The organism is Azospirillum largimobile, from assembly GCF_977007025.2.
Map to the genome: position 1 here is coordinate 404,839 of NZ_CDRMUA020000002.1, position 18,095 is coordinate 422,933.

Sequence of the window (18,095 nt, forward strand, 5' to 3'; positions counted from 1 at the left end):
TCCTGGTGGAGGACGAGACATGGGCCGCGTACGGAGCATGGGCGCTGCGGTGATCCTTCTCGGCGGCACGGCCGCCATCCTTGCGGGCTGCGCCACCGGTCCCGATCCCGAGGTGGCGCGGCGCGCCCAGACCGCCATGGTCGGCATGCCGAAGGCCGATCTGCTGGCCTGCGCCGGCGTGCCGGACCGCCAGGCGATGGCGTCGGGCCGGGAATACTACACCTATGTGGCGCGTCCGACGGCCGCCTACAGCCCCGGCAGCAGCATCGGCATCGGTGCCGGCAGCTTCGGCGGCAGCGGCGGGGTGGGGCTCGGCCTCGGCTTCGGCGTGCCGGTCGGCGGCAGCACCACGTCCGGATGCGAGGCGACGGTGGTGGTCGGCCCGCGCGGCACGGTGGAGCAGGTCAGCTACCCCGCGGGCGCCTCGCTGTCGGCCTGCACGCCGATCGTCAGCAACTGCATGGCGCCGCGCGGCTGACGGCATGTCGCGGCGGGGCCTCGCGCCCATAAGACTTAGAGATGAGGCGGTCGGGGCTGTCACGGCACCGGCCGATCCCGTATTCTCGAACTGAACCCCGGCCCCGGAAACTCCGGCCACGGCCGGGGGACCGACGGCCGCAAAGGGCCGCATCAGGGTTGGCATAGGGTTGGAGGAACCACGAACCATGGATATGAGCGGAAGCCACCGGATCGAGGCCAGCCGCGAGGCGGTGTGGGCGGCGCTGAACGATCCGGACATCCTGCGCCAGTGCATCCCCGGCTGCGAGGAGGTGGTCCGGCAATCCGACACCGAGATGACCGCCAAGGTCGTCGCCAAGGTCGGCCCGGTCAGCGCCAAATTCGCCGGCAAGGTCACGTTGTCGGACCTCGACCCGCCCAACGGCTACACCATCACCGGCGAGGGATCGGGCGGAGCCGCCGGATTCGGCAAGGGCGGGGCCACCGTGGCGCTGTCCGACGACGGCGGGGCAACCCTGCTGACCTACACCGCCAAGGCGCAGGTCGGCGGCAAGCTGGCGCAGATCGGATCGCGGCTGGTCGACGCCACCGCCCGCAAGATGGCGGAGGAGTTCTTCGCCCGTTTCACCCAGATCGTCGGACCGGCGCCGGCCGAAGTGGCGCCCGACCAGGTGGCGCCCGATCAGGTGGCGGTGGATGCGGGGGCCTCCGGTGCCGAAGCGGCTCCGGTGGTGACGCCAACGGTCGCAGCCGAACCGGCTGGCGCCAAACCGGCCGTCCGGCCGGCCGTCTACTCCGACACCACGACGGCCGCGGCCGCCACCCCTGCACCGAAGCCCGCCACCCGCATGGCGGAACCGCCGCCGGAGATCCCGTTGCCTCTGCCGGCCGGGCTCGGCGGTGGGCTGGGCAGTGGGCTCGGCAGCCGGATCGGGGGTGCGATCGGCGGCGGAAGCGGCGGTTTCTACGTTCCGTGGGCTGCGCTACTGCTGGTTGTTGTTCTGCTCGCGTCGCTTGCTTTGATTCACTAGTGTGACAGATTGTTCATTGGTCGTACGGCCATATCAAAGGGGTTTGACGTACCCCTGGATTGTGTATGCTGCCGCGCGATTCCGGTCGGCGCCGTCGGCCGGTCGATCCATCGGAAGGGAAGCCGAAGTATGAAGAAGCTGTTGATGGGCGTAGCCACCCTGGCCGCGATCGTGACGGGTGCCGGTGCCGCGCAGGCCGCCGATGCCGCCGCCGGCAAGGATGTCTTCAAGGTTTGCATGGCCTGCCACACCACCGAGCAGGGCAAGAACAAGGTCGGTCCGTCGCTGCACGGCGTCGTCGGCCGCCCGGCCGCTGCGGTCGATGGCTTCAAGTATTCGGGCCCGATGAAGGAAAAGGCCGCCGGCGGCCTGACCTGGACCGCTGAGAACCTGGACGCCTACATCAAGGCCCCGAAGGAAATCGTCCCGGGCGGCACCATGGCCTTCGCCGGCCTGAAGGACGACGCCAAGCGTGCCGACCTGATCGCCTTCCTGGCCGAGCAGAAGTAAGACCACGCATCCCGGCCCAGCCGGGAGCCGCGGACGGCGAAAAGGGCCGGAGGCATAGCCTCCGGCCCTTTGTGTATATGCGTCCGGTCCTTTGGTGCCGAGTCTCAGCCGGCAGCGGCCAGACTCTTGCTCGCCACCTCGTAGACGTCCGGCGAGAGCCCCGCAGTGGCGACGATCCGCTCCAGTTCGGCCTTCATCACGGCCTGACGGGCCGCGTCATAGCGCCGCAGGCGGGAGAAGGGACCCATCAGGCGGGCCGCAACTTGCGGATTCATCGGGTCCAGGCGGAGCACCTGATCGGCGAGGAAGCGGTATCCGGCTCCACTCCGGTCGTGGAAGCGGACCGGGTTGCCGTTGGCGAAACCGCCGATCAGGGCATAGACCTTGTTGGGGTTCCGGATCTCGAAGGCGGGGTGGCCGAGCAGGGCCGTCACCCGGTCCAGAGTGTCGGCGCGGTGCGACATCGCCTGAACGCCGAACCACTTGTCGACCACCAGCGCCTCGCCCTTCCAGCGCTCGTAGAAGTCGGCCAGCGCCTTGTCGCCTTCCGGCGAGGTGGCGTTGGACAGGAACTGCAGCGCCGCGATCTCGTCGGTCATGCCCTTGGCGCCGCGGTACTGGGCCAGGCACAGTTCCAGCGCCTCCGGATCCTCCAGCGCCATCAGGTAGGCGAGGCAGAGGTTCTTCAGCGCCCGCTTGCCGATGGCGTCGGCATCGACGGAGAAGGGCTCCTGGCTGCTGTTGCGGCGGTAGAGGTCGAGGAACTGCGCCCGCAGGCGGCCGGCCAGCGTCTTGCGCGCGAACTCCCGCACCGTATGGATGGCGTCGGGATCGACCACCGCAATCTGGGTGCCGAGATAGGCCTCCGTCGGCAGAACCAGGGCCTGCGCGGCGAAGGCCGGGTCGCGGCCGGCATCGGCCAGGATCCGGGTGAAGGCGTCGGCATAGCCCTCCGGCAGCACCAACTCGCGGCCGGCCTGCCGGTCGGCGACGAGGTTCAGCAGGATGCGGGTGCCCAGGATCTGCCCGGCTTCCCACCGGTTGAAGGCGTCGCTGTCATGCGCCATCAGGAAGGTGAGGTCGGCATCGGTCAGGTCGGTTTTCAGCTTCACCGGGGCGGAGAAGCCGCGCAGCAGCGAAGGGACCGGCCGGGCCGGGATGTCGCGGAAGGTGAAGCTCTGGCTTTCCGACGTGACGTGCAGGATGCGGCTGGTGCCGTCTGCGCTCTCCTCACCATCAAGACGCAGCGGCAGGTCCTGCCCATCGGGGCCGAGCAGGCCGACCACCAGCGGGATGTGCATCGGCTGCTTGGTCGGCTGGCCCGGTGTCGGCGGGACGGTCTGCTTGACCGTCAGGGTGAAGGTCTTCGCCGCCGGGTCATGGCTGCCGGTTATGTCGAGCTCCGGCGTGCCGGCCTGCCGGTACCACAGCTGGAACTGGGTCAGGTCGACGCCGCTGGCATCCGCCATGGCCGCGACGAAATCGTCGCAGGTGACCGCTTGCCCGTCATGGCGCTGGAAATAGAGATCGGTGCCCTTGCGGTACTTCTCCGGCCCCAGCAGGGTGTGGATCATGCGGATGACTTCCGCACCCTTGTTGTAGACGGTGGGGGTGTAGAAGTTGTTGATCTCGACATAGCTGTCCGGGCGCACCGGATGAGCCATGGCGCCGGCATCCTCCTGGAACTGCACGGTGCGCAGCCCCTGGACGTCGGCGATCCGCTTCACCGCGCGGGAATGCATGTCGGACGAGAATTCCTGGTCGCGGAAGACCGTCAGCCCTTCCTTCAGCGACAGCTGGAACCAGTCGCGGCAGGTGACGCGGTTGCCGGTCCAGTTGTGGAAATACTCGTGCGCGACCACCGCCTCGATGTTGAGGAAATCGGTGTCGGTCGCGGTTTCCGGCTTCGCCAGGATGTATTTGGTGTTGAAGACGTTGAGCGACTTGTTTTCCATCGCCCCCATGTTGAAGTCGCCGACCGCGACGATGTTGAAGATGTCCAGGTCGTATTCCAGGCCATAGACCTCTTCATCCCAGCGCATCGACTTGACCAGCGAGCGCATGGCGTGGTCGATCTTGTCCTCGTTCCCCGGCTCCACATAGATGCGGAGCGTCACGTCGCGGCCCGACGCGGTGCGGAAGCGGTCCTCGCCATGGACGAGGCTGCCCGCGACCAGAGCGAACAGATAGCAGGGCTTGGGGAAGGGGTCCTCCCAGCGCGCCCAGTGGCGCCCACCCTCCAGATCTCCCGACGCGGCGAGGTTGCCGTTGGACAGCAGCACCGGATAGCGCACCTTGTCCGCGGTGATGGTGGTGCTGTAGCGCGCCATCACGTCCGGCCGGTCGATGAAATAGGTGATCTTGCGGAAGCCTTCGGCCTCGCATTGGGTGCAGAAGTTGCCGGAGGACTTGTAGAGCCCTTCCAGCGCGGTGTTCTCCTGAGGCTTGATGCGGACGATGGTTTCCAGCGTGTAGCTGTCCGGCACCTCCAGCACGATCAGGTGATCGGGCGTGACGGTGAACTCGTCCGGCCCCAGCGTCCGTCCGTCCAGCGCCACCGACACCAGCTCCAGCCTCTGCCCGTCGAGCGACAGCGGCTCGTTCGCCGCCTCCGGACGGTCGGGGTTGCGGCGGATCGCCAGCACCGTGCGGACGGTGGTGACATCCTCGCCCAGGTCGACGAACAGGTCGACCGTGTCGATCAGATGCGCCGGCGGGCGATAGTCCTGAAGCCGGATGGCCTTCGGCGTGCCTTTGTCCATGTGCCTTGTCTCTGGTTTGGGTCTCTGGTCTGTGTCTGTCTTGCGGAACAAGCCGTTCGGGACAGGTCCGAGGAACAGGGACTGTAGCAAGGCGGCGGCGGGCTGTCTTGAGTGGGAATGGGGGTGGAACCGGGGGGATGCCCGGCGGGGAAGGCCCTACCGCTTCACCTGCGCCACCTTCAGCAGGGAGAAGGCGCCCATCTGGTCGATGTATTGCTGATAGAAGAAGCGCCATTTCTTGCCGTTGCGCACGCCCACCAGCGTGACCTTCACCGCATCGGTGCCCGGCACGTTCATGTATTGCGACTTGTGCAGGGTGGTGGCGTGCATGCGCATGCCCTGGCGCAGCCCGGCCTCGTCAATGCGTCCCTGGGCGGTCTGCAGATTGCCGTGCGAGGCGGAGAAGGTGCCGCCGCCATGGTCGCTGAAGCCGAAGGAGCAGCCGTCCATCGTCGGCGTGAACATCACGTCGGCCTCGTCCTCCAGCACGACAAGATGCTTGAAATCCTGGTCGTAGGGCAGCCAGTAGGCTTTCCAACTGCCCGGCTGGTTGCCCTGGTCGTACCGCACCGACCAGACATCGGCGTTCTTGGTGGAGAATTGGGAGATGATGCCGGTGCCCTTGCGCGTGCAGGTCATGCCGTCGTTGTCGAGCGTGAAGCTCTTGACGCCGCCGACGCGGTAATTGGGCTGGTAGGACTGATACTGGATCCAGATCAGGTTGTTCTTGAGGAAGCTTTCGGGGTTCGCGACCAGATCGGCGATGTTCGGCATGGGGGGTGTGCTCCTTGCGCGGCGGATCAGACGATGCCGAAGACGGGCCGCTTGAACCCGGCCACCGTCTCGTTCCCGGCGAGGAACCAGTAGGGCTTCATCACCGCGAACTGCTGGTTGTCATCGCGCAGCAGCACATAGGCGCAATAGACGGTCCCGTCATCCGGCCGCAGGAAGGCCGCGATCCAGGGATTCTGCTTGGTGCCGATATGGGCGGCGTGCCCCAGCTTGCGGGTGATGTCGTTGCGGTATCCGACCAGCGTCGCCGCATGCGCCTGACGGAAGGGAAGTGCGGCAAGTTCCTGATAGTTCTGGAGAATGCGCGGGTTGCCGTCGCCTTCCTCGGCATACCACTGCGCCACTTCCATGTAGTCGTTGGCGCGCGCGTTGGCCCGGTCGTAGCGGGCCTGCTTCTGCCGGTCGGTATGGCCGGCGGCGGTCTTCTTCAGAAAGCTGATCAGTCCCACGATACGCTCCTCCCCCTGTCTCGGATGGGACGCTACCAGAGCAAGCGGGGAGGCGCAAAAGGGTTGGGGGTCATATGATGGTATGCGGTTCGTTTTGCGTCTCCGAGCAACGATGAGCAGATGGCGCCTTTGGCGAGTTACCCCGAGAGATAGCGCTACTATCGACATCGGAAGCACGCTCTGCCATTCTTAGGTTGAGCCTAAGCTTTTGTTATCGCAGAAATGAGGCGTTGAGTCGGAATGCGAAAGCTATTGATTTCAGCAGCCACGAGCATATGCCTTGCGGCGAGCTTAACTGGTTGCGCCACGCAGGGACAAAGCCGCTATAGCTTCCAAGATGTCGGCCGCGCATCGGCTGTCGAATTCGGCACGGTCGTGGCCTCCCGTCAGGTGGACATTCGGGGACAGAACACGGGCGTTGGCGGCGTCGTAGGCGGGACGGCCGGCGGTTTGGCGATGTCGAATGTCGGACAGGGGTCTGGCAACGTCGCGGCGATCTTGGGCGGCGTTCTCGTGGGTGCCGCAATTGGAGCCATGGCGGAGCAGGCCGCCAGCGACCGCGTCGGGATTGAGTACACCATTACTCTCGCGAACGGAAAAACCATCACCATCGTGCAGGAGCAGGCGGCGGGTGACCGCGTGTTCAGTCCGTCCGACCGCGTGATGGTGCAAGCAAATGGAACTTACCAGCGCGTTCTGCCTGCCGATCATCTGCCGAATCAAATTGCACGGCCTCAAGGCATCAAAGTCGTTGATTGAAATACTGTAGGACCAAACCAAAATGATTAAAATTCTTACCTGCGCTCTTCTCGCTGCAATGGTTTCCGGTTGTGCATTGACCGAGGATGCCATTCCAGTCAAATATTCTGCCCCGGTCAACATTTCGGTGGTGCAGGGAGCCAAGGACGTTACCATTAACGTTACTGCAGCCGATGGCCGCGTGTCGAACCGTGACCGTGTGTCCACCAAGAAGAACGGCTACGGCATGGAGATGGCCAAAATCACCGCTGCCAACGATGTGGTCGCCGAAGTCAGTCAGGCGGTGCAGACGGAGTTGGCGTCTCTCGGCTTCAACGTCGGCCCCGGCGGAATCGTCATCACCGTGCAGACCACCAACTTCTATAACGACTTCAAACCCGGTTTCTGGACGGCGGAAGCGGTCGCGGAAGTTGCGTTTGACCTGACGGCGAAGCGTCAGGACGGCACCCTTGTCTACAGCCGGAGCTATCGGGCGATCGGTGTGAACAAAGATGTCATGCTCATGATGGGTGAGCAGGCTGCGCCGGCCTTGTCGGCCGCATTGCGGGACGCCGTGCAGTTGGTCGTTCAGGATGCGAATTTGCACCAAGCCCTGGTGCAGGCCGGTACTAAGCCGAAAATTGCGACTTTGCCGACGTCCTGACGGGCGTTTGATACGAAGCGAGTGCGAACCCGTTGCCCATGCGGCGGGTTCGTCCGTTTCAGTATGCTGATGAATTCTTGAATTGAATGGCGGATGGGGTGGGATTCGAACCCACGGTAGGCTCACACCTACGGCGGTTTTCAAGACCGCTGCCTTAAACCACTCGGCCACCCATCCTTCGGCCCACGGGAGTAGCGAATGCGTGGCGGTGGGTCAAGTGTCGCGCGCAAGGTTCTGTGATTTGCCCGTCAATTGCGGCCCATCAGTTGCGGATCGGGCGGCCCAGGGTGCGCAGGCGGCGGGTCGGTTTGGGTGGGCTGGGGCTGTCGGAGAAGTCGGGCAGGCTGGGGGCGCGGGCGATGGTCTTGCGGATCAGGTCGGCGGTGGCGTCCAGATCCTCCAGAACCTCCGGCGCCACGCGGTCGGCGTAGCGCGGGCTCAGCAGGCGGGTGCGGGTCTGGTCGATGCTGCGCAGTTCTGGTTCGAACAACTCGCGGGCACCGATGGGCAGGACCTGATCCTGGCGCATGCCGGAGAAATAGTTGCGCATCGCCCGCACCAGCATGCGGGTCAACAGCAGGTCCATCCGTTCGAACTCTGCGCGCAGATCGGTCAGGCGCGACTCGTCGATGCCCTGCAGGCGTTCCTCGGTCAAGGCGAACAGGGCGCGGATTTCCTCCACCTTGCGGCGGAAGTCGAGGAAGGAGGCGAAACGGTCGTCGCCCATGTCGCGCTGGGCTCGGTCGGCAAGCCGCGACGCCTCGGTCGCCTGACGTTCAAGCGCCGCCAGCAGCCGCTTTACCTCGTCCCGGCCGTTGTCGCGCCTCCACGCCATGCCGCCCTTCGCTCCCACCGTGACCGTGGCGGCCGGTTGTCATGCCGGCCTCCCAGTCATCTTAGAAGCGAGAGTTTTAACAAAATGCTGTTGTTACGCAGATTCCACGGGCACGGTCACACGTCGCGCAATTCCAGGATGACCGGGGTGTGGTCGGACGCCTTTTCCAAGCCGCGCGGTCGGCGGTCGATGGTGCAGCCGGCCAGACGGTCGGCGGCCTGGGGCGACAGCAGGAAATGGTCGATGCGCAGTCCGTTGTCGCGCGGCCAACTGCCGGCCTGATAATCCCAGAAGGTGTAGGCGTGGTCGTCGTCATGCAGGGCGCGGTACGCCTCGGTCAGGCCGAGATTCAGCAGGGCGCGGAACTTGGCCTTCGATTCCGGGCGGAACAGCGCATCGCCGGCGAAGGCCTGCGGCGAGAACACGTCGCGCGCCTCGGGGATGATGTTGTAGTCGCCGCCCAGCACCACCGGGATTTCCTGGGCCAGCAGGGTCCGGGCATGGTCGTACAGCCGGTCCATCCAGCGCAGCTTGTAGGCGAACTTCTCGCCCGGCACCGGGTTGCCGTTGGGCAGATAGAGCGAGGCGATGCGCACGCCGGACACGGTGGCCTCGACATAGCGCGCCTGCTCGTCCTCCGGCTCGCCGGGCAGGCGGGTCAGCACATCCTCCGCCGGGGCCTTCGACAGCATTGCCACGCCGTTGTAGGCCTTCTGCCCGACGGCATTGACGTGATAGCCGAGCTCCTCGAACGCCGCGGCAGGGAAGGCGGCGGTCTCGCATTTGATTTCCTGGAAGAGCACGACGTCCGGGGACGCCGTGCGCAGCCAGTCGGTGATCAGCGGAAGGCGGGCCTTCGCCGAGTTGACGTTCCAGGTGGCGATCTTCACGAAACAGGCCTGCCTATTCTTGTGCGGTGGTCTCGGATGGCGGCCTCAGGCCGGGGCATCAGACCGCGAATGAGTTGCCGCAGCCGCAGGACGCGCTGGCATTCGGGTTCTTGATCTGGAAGGCGGCGCCCATCAGGTCCTCGACATAATCCAGCGTGGCGCCGGCCAGCAGGTCGAGCGAGGCGTCGTCGGTGACCACCCTGGTGCCGTCCTTCTCGAAGACATGGTCCTCGTCGGTCGCGGTCTCGTCGAAGGTGAAGCCGTATTGGAAGCCGGAGCAGCCGCCGCCGGACACGGTCAGGCGCAGCATCAGCTTGGGATTGCCCTCCTGCTCGATCAGGAAGGCGACGCGCTTGGCCGCACTCTCGCTGACGGCGAGGACGCGGGCTTCGGCGGGGAGTGCGGTATCGGGCATGGGATGGCCCCTTTGGTGCGATGCGGGAGTTGCCACAAATGTAAGGGGGAACGGCGCCTTCGTCAAAGTATGGGCACCGATGCGCCAAACCGTTGCGCTTCTGGCACGCTCTTTTGCACGCTGGCCTTGGGGCTGGGGCATAGCACGCCTTCGCCGTTGCACCCGCGTCCCCCCGCCGGTAGTGTCCGCCCCATGACGGCGGACTGTTTTCACGATCGGCTGGCTCCCTATGCCTGCAACCCGGCGGACACGCGCGGGCGGCTGGTGGCGGAGCCGGAAAGCCCGACGCGCTCGTGCTTCCAGCGCGACCGCGACCGCATCGTGCATTCCGGGGCCTTCCGCCGGCTGAAGCACAAGACGCAGGTCTTCGTCTACCACGAGGGCGACTATTACCGCACCCGGCTGACCCACAGCCTGGAGGTGGCGCAGATCGCGCGCTCCATCAGCCGCACGCTGTCCCTGAACGAGGATCTGGCGGAGGCGGTGGCGCTGGCCCATGACCTTGGCCACACCCCCTTCGGCCATGCCGGGGAAGACGCGCTGAACGCCTGCATGGAGCCCTATGGCGGCTTCGCCCACAACGACCAGACCCTGCGCATCCTGACGCGGCTGGAGCGGCGCTATGCCGAGTTCGACGGGCTGAACCTGACCTGGGAAGCGCTGGAGGGCGTGGTCAAGCACAATGGACCGCTTCTGCCGCTGCTGCCGGGTTTCCGCCTGCCCACCACCATCGCCGCCTTCCAGGGCGAGTGGGATCTGGAACTGCAGACCAATCCGGGCGCCGAGGCGCAGGTGGCGGCGCTGGCCGACGACATCGCCTACAACAACCACGACATCGACGACGGCCTGCGCGCCGGGCTGTTCACGGTCGAGGAGGTGGCGGAGCTGCCGCTGGTCGGCCCGATCATCCGCGAGGTGTGCGACCGCTATCCGGGGCTGGAACGCTCGCGCCTGATCCACGAGACGGTGCGGCGGATGATCAACGCCATGGTCGTCGATCTGGTGACCGAGACGCGGCGGCGGCTGGCGGAGCACAAGCCGGGATCTGCGGCCGAACTGCGCGCCCTGCCGCTGGCGATGGTCAGCTTTTCCGATGGGATGCTGGAGGCGCAGCGGCCCTTGCGTGCCTTCCTGCGCCAGCGCATGTACCGGCACTATCGCGTGAACCGGGAGATGAGCAAGTGCAAGCGCGTGGTGCGCGCCCTGTTCCAGCTGTTCATGGACGAGCCGAACACATTGCCGACCGAATGGCAGCGCGATATCGCCAAGCATGGCGGAGACGCCGATCTTGCGGTGCGCGCCCGCCATGTGGCCGATTACATCGCCGGCATGACCGACCGCTATGCGCTGGCCGAGCATGACCGGCTGTTCGACCTGCATGTGAAGACGTGAAGCGTGAAGACCTGAGCCGCGAGGCTCCTGTGACCTCCTGAAAAGACGACCTGAGACGATGAATATTTTCAAGGCCTTCGAGACCGATATTCGCAAGCTGCTGGAAGAACTGGCCGCGGAGGGTGCCATCCCCGCCGGGCTGGACAGCAGCCGTCTGACGGTCGAGCCGCCGCGCGAGGCCTCGCACGGCGACCTCTCCACCAACGCCGCCATGATCCTGGCGAAGCCGGCGAAGATGGCGCCGCGCGCGCTGGCGGAGCTGCTGGTCGCCAAGCTGAAGGGCCGCGCCGACGTGGCGTCGGTGGAGATCGCCGGTCCGGGCTTCGTCAACCTTCGCCTGACGCCGGACGTCTGGCGCGACCGCATCCGCGACGTGCTGAACGCCGGCACCGCCTATGGCGACAGCGACCTGGGCGGCAAGACTCCGGTCAATGTGGAGTATGTGTCGGCCAACCCGACTGGCCCGCTGCACGCCGCCCATGGCCGCGGCGCGGTGTTCGGCGACGCGCTGGCCTCCCTGCTGGAGAAGGCCGGCTACGCCGTCAGCCGCGAATACTACATCAACGATGCCGGCGCCCAGGTCGACGTGCTGGGGCGGTCCACCTTCATCCGCTACCGCGAGGCGCTGGGCGAGGAGGTGGGCGAGATCCCGGCCGGCCTCTATCCCGGCGAGTACCTGAAGGAGGTCGGTCAGGCCCTGGCCGAGCGCGACGGCAACCGTTGGGTCGGCACCGACGAATCCGAATGGCTGCCGGCCTGCCGCGACTTCGCCATCGCCATGATCATGGGCTGGATCAAGGAGGATCTGGGCGTTCTCGGCGTCACCATGGACGTCTACAGCAGCGAGCGCGCGCTGGTGACGGCCGGTGCGGTCGACAAGGCGCTGACGGCGCTTGAGGAACGCGGCCTGATCTACACCGGCGTGCTGGAGCCGCCGAAGGGCAAGAAGCCCGACGATTGGGAACCGCGTCCGCAGACCCTGTTCAAGTCCACCGATTTCGGCGACGACGTCGACCGGCCGCTGAAGAAGTCGGATGGCTCCTTCACCTACTTCTCGAACGACATCGCCTATCACTTTGATAAATATAAGCGTGGCTTCAGCAGCCTGATCGACGTGTGGGGCGCCGACCATGGCGGCTACGTCAAGCGCATGCAGTCGGCGACCACCGCGGTGACCGAAGGCAAGGCCTCGCTGGACGTGAAGCTCTGCCAGTTGGTCCACCTGATGCAGAACGGCCAGCCGGTGAAGATGTCCAAGCGGGCCGGCACCTTCGTGACGCTGCGCGACGTGATCGATCAGGTCGGCAAGGACGTGGTCCGCTTCATCATGCTGACCCGCCGCAACGACCAGACGCTGGACTTCGACTTCGCCAAGGTGACGGAGCAGTCGAAGGACAACCCGGTCTTCTACGTGCAGTACGCCCACGCCCGCTGCCGGTCGGTCCTGCGCCATGCCGCGACGGCCCTGCCGAACCTGGACCAGACGCCGGCCGGCCTGGCCGCGGCGGCGAACCTCGCCCGCCTGGATGCCGAGGAGGAGATGGCGCTCGCCAAGCGCATGGCCACCTGGCCGCGCGTGGTCGAGGCGGCGGCGGAAGCGCATGAGCCGCACCGCATCGCCTTCTTCCTCTACGATCTCGCCAGCGATTTCCACGCGCTGTGGAACCGGGGCCGCGACGATGCCTCGCTGCGCTTCCTGATCGAGGACGATGCGGAGCTGACGACGGCCCGTCTGGCGCTGATCGCGGCAGTGGCGACGGTCATCGCCTCGGGCCTGACGGTGATGGGTGTCGAACCGGTGGAGGAACTGCGTTCATGAAGTACGACGGCGACGTCAACTACGCGGCCAATCCCTATGGGATGCCGCCCCGACAGGCCGCGAGCAAGCGCGGGCTGCTGGCGCTGGGCTTTGCCGTGGTCGGCGTCGTTACGTTCGCCGGTGCGGCGGTCGTGGGCCTGCGCGGGCCGTCGCGGCTGTCGGGCGACGGCCCGCCGCTGCTGACCGCCGATCCGGGGCCGGTCAAGGCCCGCCCCGACCAGCCGGGCGGGCTGGAGGTGCCGCATCAGGACATCCTGGCCTATGAGCGGTTGCGCGACCATGACGGCGGACGCGGCCAGCAGGTCGAACGTCTGCTGCCGCCGCCGGAGGTGCCGCTGCCGCGTCCGGTGGTGACGCCGCAGATGCCGGCGGTGGTCCCGCTGCCCTCGGTGCCGTCGGTTGCCCAGCTTCCGCCGGGGGCCACCGCCACGGTGCCGCGCGACAGCGTCGCCGCCGCGGTGGCCGCCGCCGCGCCGCTGGCGGCGCCCGAGCCGGCACCCGGGCTGCCCGCCCTGCCGGCCGGCACTCCGCAGGCGCAAACGCCTTCCACCCAGCTGCCGCCCAATACGGCTGGCAAGCCGCAGCAGCCTGCCGCCGTTCCGGCCAAGCCCGCCGCGGTTCCGCAGCAGCAGGTCGCCGCAGTCAAGCCGCCGGCCGCTCCGCCGCCCCAGGCACAGCAGCAACAGGCGCAGAACGCGGCACCCTCGGTCGGCCAGCTGATCGCCAAGCTGGAGGCGGCATCGCTGCCCGCCCCGGCCAAGGCGGTACCCCAGCCGGCGAAGGCCGCCCCCGCTCCCACCCCGGCCGTGACGGGCGGCAGCGGAAGCTGGCGCATCCAGCTCGCCTCGGTGCGCAGCGAGGGCGAGGCCGCAGCCGAATGGCGCCGTCTCGCCGGCCGTCACCCGGATGCGCTGGGCGGTCTGTCGATGCAGGTCGCCAAGGTCGATCTCGGCGACAAGGGCGTGTTCTACCGGGTGCAGGGCACCGGCGCCGACGAGGCGCGGGCAAAGTCGGTCTGCGCCCAGCTGCGCGCGCAAAGTGTGGGGTGTGTGGTTGTCCGTCCCTAGTTTTTCGGGCCCTGAGTCCATGGGCCGCAGTTCGGTGAGCTCCTTCCCGGTTGCCCATCCGCGCGCAGTCGTTTTCGGCTGCGCCGGGCTGGAGGTGACGCCGGACGAAGCCGCCTTCTTCCGCGATGCCGATCCGCTCGGCTTCATCCTGTTCCGCCGCAACTGCGACAGCCGCGACCAGATGCGCCGGCTGGTGGACGACCTGCGCGCCAGCGTCGGCCGGCCGGATGCCCCCGTCCTGATCGATCAGGAGGGCGGCCGCGTCGCGCGCATGCGCCCGCCGCATTGGCCGGCCCACCCGCCGATGGGCGTGTTCGGCGCGCTGGCCGGGCGCGATGCCGACGCCGGGCGCGAAGCGGCCCAAGAGGCTGCTTGGATCAACGGCCGGCTGCTCGCCCATATGCTGGCGGAAGTCGGCATCACGGTGGATTGTGCGCCTGTGTGCGACGTTCCGGTGGAGGGCGCGCACGACATCATCGGCGACCGCGCCTTCTCGCGCGATCCCGCCGTGGTGATCGCGCTCGCCCGCGCCACCGCCGAAGGGCTGCTGGCCGGCGGCGTGCTGCCGGTCGTCAAGCACATTCCCGGCCATGGCCGCGCCTTCGCCGACAGCCATGCCGAACTGCCGGTGGTGGAGGCGGACCGCGCGGCGCTGGAGGCCACCGACTTCGCCCCCTTCCGCGCGCTGGCCGACCTGCCGCTGGCGATGGTCGCGCATGTGGTGCTGAAGGCGATCGACCCGACCGCCCCGGCCAGCACGTCGCCCATCGTGGTGCGCGAGGTGGTGCGGGGGCCGTCCATCGGTTTCGGCGGCCTGCTGTTCAGCGACGACCTGTCGATGAACGCGCTGCAGGGCGATCCGCGCACGCGGGCCGAAGCTGTGCTGGCGGCGGGCATGGATGTCGTGCTCCACTGCAACGGCGATCTGGACGAGATGCGGTCGCTGCTCGGCGCCGTTCCGGTGTTGAGCGGTGCCGCGGCGGAGCGCTGGGCGCGAGCCGAGGAGATGCGGCATGCGCCGGAACCCGCGGACATCGCGGCATTGACGAACCGGCTGGCCGAGCTTCTCGGCACGGCCCAGGCCTGACGGACGGGAGCGGACGATGGAGGAATGGATCTTCCAGGTGACGGCCGTGGCCCTGCCGGCCATCATCGCCATCACCTTGCACGAGGCGGCGCACGGCTTCGTCGCCTGGAGGCTGGGCGACGACACCGCCTATCGGCTGGGGCGGGTGACCTTCAACCCGATCCGCCACATCGATCCGTTCGGCACGGTCCTGCTGCCGGCGCTGATGTACTTCACCACCGGTTTCGTCTTCGGCTGGGCCAAGCCGGTACCGGTGAACTTCGCCCGGCTGGACCATCCGCGCCGCGACATGGTGTGGGTGGCGCTGGCCGGTCCGGGCACCAACTTCCTGCTGGCGGTGGCGTCGGCGGTGGTCTGGCGGCTGGTCAACCCGGAAAACAGCCTTCCCGAGTTGTGGATCCGCTCCGCCGCCGAGGTGTCTGTACTGGTCAACGTCATCCTGATGGTCTTCAACCTGATCCCGCTGCCGCCGCTGGACGGCGGGCGGGTGGCGGTCGGCATCCTGCCGGACGTGCTGGCCGTGCCGCTGGCCCGGCTGGAGCGCTTCGGGCTGCTGATCCTGATGGCGGCCTTCTTCCTGCTGCCGATGCTGGGGCGCCAGATCGGCATGGATCTGAGCGTCATGCATTGGGTCCTGGGGCCGCCGGTGGATGCGGTGATCGACTTCATCCGCATCCTGACCGGCAACGACTGAAGGTTTTGCAATGGCCGATCTGCTGGCCGAGCGCACGGTCGACACACCCGCCGCGGCGGAGGTGTCGCCGTCCGAACAGCTGTTGCTGGTTCTGGACGGGTTCGAGGGGCCGCTCGACATGCTGCTGGCGCTGGGGCGCGACCAGAAGGTCGACCTGACGCGCATTTCCATCCTCGAACTGGCCGACCAGTACCTTGCCTTCGTGGCGGAGGCGCGGAAGGTGCGGCTGGAACTGGCGGCCGACTATCTGGTTATGGCGGCGTGGTTGGCCTACCTGAAGTCGCGGTTGCTGCTGCCCGAACCGGAGGGGGAGGAGCCGTCCGGCGAGGACATGGCCGCGGCACTGGCCTTCCAACTCCAGCGGCTGGAGGCGATGAAGGGCGTTGCGGCCAAGCTGTTCGCCCGCCCGCGGGTGGGCATCGACGTCCACCCCCGTGGCGCGCCGGAGGATTTGGACCTGCGCCGCAAGTCGGTCTATGAGGTCACGCTGTTCGACCTGCTGCGCGCCTATGGCCGGCAACGTGCCCGCAAGGAGGCCGGCGTCCTGCACATCGCCCCGGTCCGCCTCTATTCCATGGAGGAGGCGGTGCAGCGCCTGTCCACTTTGCTGGGCCGCATGCCGGATTGGGCGACGCTGGCCAGCTTCCTGCCGGGCGGGGAGGGCGGCGGGCTGCTGACCCGCTCCGCCTTGGCCGCCCATTTCGCGGCGACGCTGGAATTGGCGAAGGCCGGCCGGGTGGAACTGCGCCAGGAGGGTGCCTTCGCCCCACTTTATGTCCGCGGACGCCAAGCCGGCGACACGCCCGCGGACCCATCGGATTCTTGAGGACCATGATCAAGGAAGTCACCGACGCCCAGGAGGCGGAGGCCCGCATCGGCCGGCTGCGCCTGCTGGAAGCGCTGCTGTTCGCCTCGGCCGAACCGCTGGACGAGGAGACGCTGGCCGGCCGCGTCGGGCCGGAGGTCGGTCTGCTGCTGGAGGAACTGCGCGCCCATTACGCCCCGCGCGGCGTCAATCTGGTGCGCACCGGCGGCGGCTGGGCCTTCCGCACCGCGGTCGATTTGGCGCCGGAGTTGCGCCGGGAGGAGGAGGTGTCGCGCAAGCTGTCGCGCGCGGCGATCGAAACCCTGGCGATCATCGCCTATCACCAGCCGGTGACCAGGGGCGAGATCGAATCCATCCGCGGCGTGGCGACCAGCAAGGGCACGCTGGACCTGTTGATGGAGCATGGCTGGATCCGGCCGGGCAAGCGGCGGGAGACGCCGGGCCGGCCGCTGACCTGGATCACCACCGACCATTTCCTCGATCATTTCGGCTTGGAAAGCCTGCGCGATCTGCCCAGCGTCGACGACCTGCGTGCCGCCGGCCTGCTTGACAGCCGTCCGGTGCTTCTGGGACTTGGGTCGGCCGGGGATGACGGCGGCTTTGCCGCATCGGGCGACGACGGCGACGAGGAGTCCTGAGCCGGCCGGTGATTTTCCGGCCGGTCCGCGCGAATTCCCGTGAAACCTCAATGACAACCGGTTAAGGATGGTGGGGCGAACGTTGCGGCCCAATGGCCTTTCTGCCATAGTGCCGGCCCGCCGCAAAGGCCGTTCAAACGTGATAGGCGCGCCATGGGTTCTTTCAGCATCTGGCACTGGATCATCGTTCTACTGATCGTTCTTCTCCTGTTCGGCGCTGGAAAGTTGCCGAAGGTGATGGGCGATCTCGCCAAGGGTGTGAAGTCCTTCAAGGCGGGCCTGCAGGACGACAGCGATGACGCCGCGTCCGGCGCCAATGCCCCCGGCGCCAATGCCAAGGTCATCCCGAACCAGCCGGCCAACACGGCCGAAACCGCGGCCAAAAAGGACGAGGCGGTCCGCAGCTGACCGGCGGGCGCGCGGGTTCCTCGTGGGTTCCGTTCGCGCGCCATCCTGCCCACCGCATTCGTGAAGCCGGAAGAACATGTTCGACATCGCTTGGTCCGAACTGATGGTGATCGCCGTCATCGCCCTTGTGGTCATCGGGCCCAAGGATCTGCCCAAGGCGATCTTCACGCTCGGCAAATGGGTGCGTAAGGCGAGAGGCGTCGCGCGCGAATTCCAGACCCACATCGACGACATGATGCGGGAGACCGAGTTGGACGAGCTTCGCAAGGAAGCCCTGAAGACCCGCGACCTGAACATCAAGAAGATGATGGAGGACACCATCGACCCGAAGGGGGAGGTGGGGAAGGCCTTCGATCCCAAGGGCTTCGACGTGGGGCTGAACGGCCATGCCGGCAGCACCCCGGAACCGGATCTGCCCCAGGCGCCGGTGCCGACGCAGACGCCGATGCCGGCCCCGGCGGTGGCCGACAGCACGCCGCCGTCTGCCGCTCCGTCGCCGATCACCACCCAGCCGCCCCAGCCGGCCCCTGTGCCGCCGGCCACCCAACCGGCGGCACAGCCGGCCGAAGTGGCCTCCGCCCAGTCCACCGATAAGCAGACCTAAGGTCGAAGACGGACC

Annotated in this window: 20 protein-coding genes and 1 tRNA gene; 14 read left to right on the forward strand and 7 right to left on the reverse strand. The window is 67.3% G+C overall.

The annotated features are described in order from the left end of the window. Positions 1-19: 19 nt before the first annotated feature. The 3 genes from ACWPKK_RS15185 to ACWPKK_RS15195 all read left to right on the forward strand — a co-directional run bounded on the left by ACWPKK_RS15185 (position 20) and on the right by ACWPKK_RS15195 (position 2,000). Positions 20-478 carry a hypothetical protein gene (locus tag ACWPKK_RS15185; protein WP_324866903.1) on the forward strand — a complete coding sequence of 153 codons (459 nt, stop codon included), beginning with the start codon at positions 20-22 and terminating at the stop codon, positions 476-478. Positions 479-665: 187 nt separating this feature from the next. After that, positions 666-1,490, forward strand: a complete 825-nt coding sequence (locus ACWPKK_RS15190; protein WP_452005571.1) for an SRPBCC family protein — start codon at positions 666-668, stop codon at positions 1,488-1,490. A gap of 129 nt (positions 1,491-1,619) precedes the next feature. Then, positions 1,620-2,000 (forward strand): c-type cytochrome, encoded by a 381-nt coding sequence (locus tag ACWPKK_RS15195; protein WP_310118044.1) that lies wholly within the window; start codon positions 1,620-1,622, stop codon positions 1,998-2,000. 104 nt (positions 2,001-2,104) lie between these two features. Here ACWPKK_RS15195 and pepN read toward each other — a convergent pair whose 3' ends face one another. The 3 genes from pepN to ACWPKK_RS15210 all read right to left on the reverse strand — a co-directional run bounded on the left by pepN (position 2,105) and on the right by ACWPKK_RS15210 (position 6,003). Continuing rightward, a complete protein-coding gene (gene pepN / locus ACWPKK_RS15200; protein WP_452005575.1) occupies positions 2,105-4,762 on the reverse strand; it encodes an aminopeptidase N in 2,658 nt (885 codons plus the stop codon). A 156-nt stretch (positions 4,763-4,918) separates the two neighbouring features. Next, positions 4,919-5,536, reverse strand: coding sequence for a hypothetical protein (locus tag ACWPKK_RS15205; RefSeq protein ID WP_452005578.1), 618 nt, complete (start codon positions 5,534-5,536; stop codon positions 4,919-4,921). Between the two features lie 26 nt (positions 5,537-5,562). After that, positions 5,563-6,003, reverse strand: a complete 441-nt coding sequence (locus tag ACWPKK_RS15210; protein WP_452005581.1) for a hypothetical protein — start codon at positions 6,001-6,003, stop codon at positions 5,563-5,565. Between the two features lie 240 nt (positions 6,004-6,243). Between ACWPKK_RS15210 and ACWPKK_RS15215 the strand changes: the two genes are divergently transcribed. Together ACWPKK_RS15215 and ACWPKK_RS15220 are read left to right on the forward strand one after the other, a co-directional pair. Beyond that, positions 6,244-6,762, forward strand: a complete 519-nt coding sequence (locus tag ACWPKK_RS15215; protein ID WP_452005584.1) for a hypothetical protein — start codon at positions 6,244-6,246, stop codon at positions 6,760-6,762. Positions 6,763-6,784: 22 nt separating this feature from the next. Then, entirely contained in the window at positions 6,785-7,405 is a 621-nt protein-coding gene (locus tag ACWPKK_RS15220; RefSeq protein WP_452005586.1) for a YajG family lipoprotein, read from the forward strand. Positions 7,406-7,492: 87 nt separating this feature from the next. Here ACWPKK_RS15220 and ACWPKK_RS15225 read toward each other — a convergent pair. From ACWPKK_RS15225 to erpA, 4 genes are all read right to left on the reverse strand, one after another. Continuing rightward, a tRNA-Ser gene (locus ACWPKK_RS15225) sits at positions 7,493-7,582 on the reverse strand. A gap of 85 nt (positions 7,583-7,667) precedes the next feature. Next, positions 7,668-8,240, reverse strand: a complete 573-nt coding sequence (locus tag ACWPKK_RS15230) for a hypothetical protein (protein ID WP_452005589.1) — start codon at positions 8,238-8,240, stop codon at positions 7,668-7,670. A gap of 116 nt (positions 8,241-8,356) precedes the next feature. Beyond that, positions 8,357-9,130, reverse strand: a complete 774-nt coding sequence (gene xth, locus ACWPKK_RS15235) for an exodeoxyribonuclease III (protein ID WP_452005592.1) — start codon at positions 9,128-9,130, stop codon at positions 8,357-8,359. 58 nt (positions 9,131-9,188) lie between these two features. After that, the gene (erpA, locus tag ACWPKK_RS15240) at positions 9,189-9,545 is read right to left on the reverse strand and encodes an iron-sulfur cluster insertion protein ErpA (RefSeq protein WP_452005595.1); all 357 of its coding nucleotides are present in this window, start codon (positions 9,543-9,545) and stop codon (positions 9,189-9,191) included. A gap of 192 nt (positions 9,546-9,737) precedes the next feature. Between erpA and ACWPKK_RS15245 the strand changes: the two genes are divergently transcribed. From ACWPKK_RS15245 to tatB, 9 genes are all read left to right on the forward strand, one after another. After that, positions 9,738-10,937 (forward strand): deoxyguanosinetriphosphate triphosphohydrolase, encoded by a 1,200-nt coding sequence (locus ACWPKK_RS15245; protein ID WP_452005598.1) that lies wholly within the window; start codon positions 9,738-9,740, stop codon positions 10,935-10,937. Between the two features lie 58 nt (positions 10,938-10,995). After that, entirely contained in the window at positions 10,996-12,756 is a 1,761-nt protein-coding gene (gene argS, locus ACWPKK_RS15250; protein ID WP_452005601.1) for an arginine--tRNA ligase, read from the forward strand. Continuing rightward, the gene (locus ACWPKK_RS15255) at positions 12,753-13,823 is read left to right on the forward strand and encodes an SPOR domain-containing protein (protein WP_452005604.1); all 1,071 of its coding nucleotides are present in this window, start codon (positions 12,753-12,755) and stop codon (positions 13,821-13,823) included. Before argS ends, ACWPKK_RS15255 begins: the two co-directional genes overlap by 4 nt. A 19-nt stretch (positions 13,824-13,842) precedes the next feature. Then, a complete protein-coding gene (nagZ, locus tag ACWPKK_RS15260; protein WP_452005607.1) occupies positions 13,843-14,910 on the forward strand; it encodes a beta-N-acetylhexosaminidase in 1,068 nt (355 codons plus the stop codon). A 16-nt stretch (positions 14,911-14,926) separates the two neighbouring features. Beyond that, the gene (locus tag ACWPKK_RS15265) at positions 14,927-15,604 is read left to right on the forward strand and encodes a site-2 protease family protein (protein WP_324866931.1); all 678 of its coding nucleotides are present in this window, start codon (positions 14,927-14,929) and stop codon (positions 15,602-15,604) included. A gap of 10 nt (positions 15,605-15,614) precedes the next feature. After that, positions 15,615-16,430, forward strand: coding sequence for a segregation and condensation protein A (locus ACWPKK_RS15270; RefSeq protein ID WP_452005610.1), 816 nt, complete (start codon positions 15,615-15,617; stop codon positions 16,428-16,430). A gap of 5 nt (positions 16,431-16,435) precedes the next feature. Beyond that, entirely contained in the window at positions 16,436-17,068 is a 633-nt protein-coding gene (gene scpB, locus ACWPKK_RS15275; RefSeq protein ID WP_324866935.1) for an SMC-Scp complex subunit ScpB, read from the forward strand. Between the two features lie 153 nt (positions 17,069-17,221). Continuing rightward, positions 17,222-17,476, forward strand: a complete 255-nt coding sequence (locus ACWPKK_RS15280; RefSeq protein WP_324866938.1) for a twin-arginine translocase TatA/TatE family subunit — start codon at positions 17,222-17,224, stop codon at positions 17,474-17,476. Between the two features lie 76 nt (positions 17,477-17,552). Continuing rightward, the gene (tatB, locus tag ACWPKK_RS15285; RefSeq protein ID WP_452005614.1) at positions 17,553-18,080 is read left to right on the forward strand and encodes a Sec-independent protein translocase protein TatB; all 528 of its coding nucleotides are present in this window, start codon (positions 17,553-17,555) and stop codon (positions 18,078-18,080) included. The last annotated feature ends 15 nt before the right edge of the window (positions 18,081-18,095 follow it).